This is a genomic window from Phyllobacterium sp. P5_D12, assembly GCF_054049495.1.
Map to the genome: position 1 here is coordinate 1 of NZ_JBFUMG010001093.1, position 727 is coordinate 727.

Below are 727 nucleotides of genomic sequence, written 5' to 3' on the forward strand. Positions count from 1 at the left end.
GCGCCGCGCCGAGGCGACGCGGCTGGCGCGAGCGAGATGACCTATGCCAAGAAGATGCTGGACGTAAAAAAGGATGCGCGGTTCGCTCATGGTTTTTGCCATTCGCTCTCAAAAAGGCGGGTCAATTGGCGGATGCTCGAATTGTGATCGAAGTGTTCACGTACCCGTTTCTCGGCGGCCTTTCCCAAGCGGTATCGAAGGTCAGGTTCGCGGATCGCGCGTTCAAGTGCAACCGCCAGCAGTCGGGGATCTTCCGGAGGGACGACGAAACCGTTTTCTCCGCCGGTCAGAAGCTCGGGTATGCCGGAAATATTCGTTGAAATGCAGACAAGGTTTTGACTGGAAGCTTCAAAAAGGACATTCGGTAAGCCGTCGCGGTCTCCATCTGCCGCGACCCGGCAAGCGAGGGCAAATATATCGGCGCTGCGATAGTGCCCAAGGACATCCTCCTGCGCAAGCGCGCCATTCCAGGTGATGCGGTCCGCGATGCCGAGCTTTTCGGCAAGGGGCCTTAATCGCGCCAGTTCATCGCCCCCGCCAATATGAACGAACCTCCAGTGTAGACGGGCAGGTAGAAGCGCCAGTGCTTGCAAAAGGATGTCGTAGCCCTTCTTCGGCACGGCCGACGCTCAATATCTGCACGGGATCGGATCCGAGCTGTCCGAACCGTCGCGGCTCGGACGGACGCCAGAGAAATATCCGAAACGGTCAAGATCGAGACCATGAT

General features: G+C 58.2%; 1 pseudogene. It reads right to left on the bottom strand.

Features of this window, described 5'->3' with window-relative positions:
- Positions 1-86 precede the first annotated feature (86 nt).
- Positions 87-727, bottom strand: a pseudogene (locus ACXJ5O_RS28900) (glycosyltransferase); the annotation flags it as partial.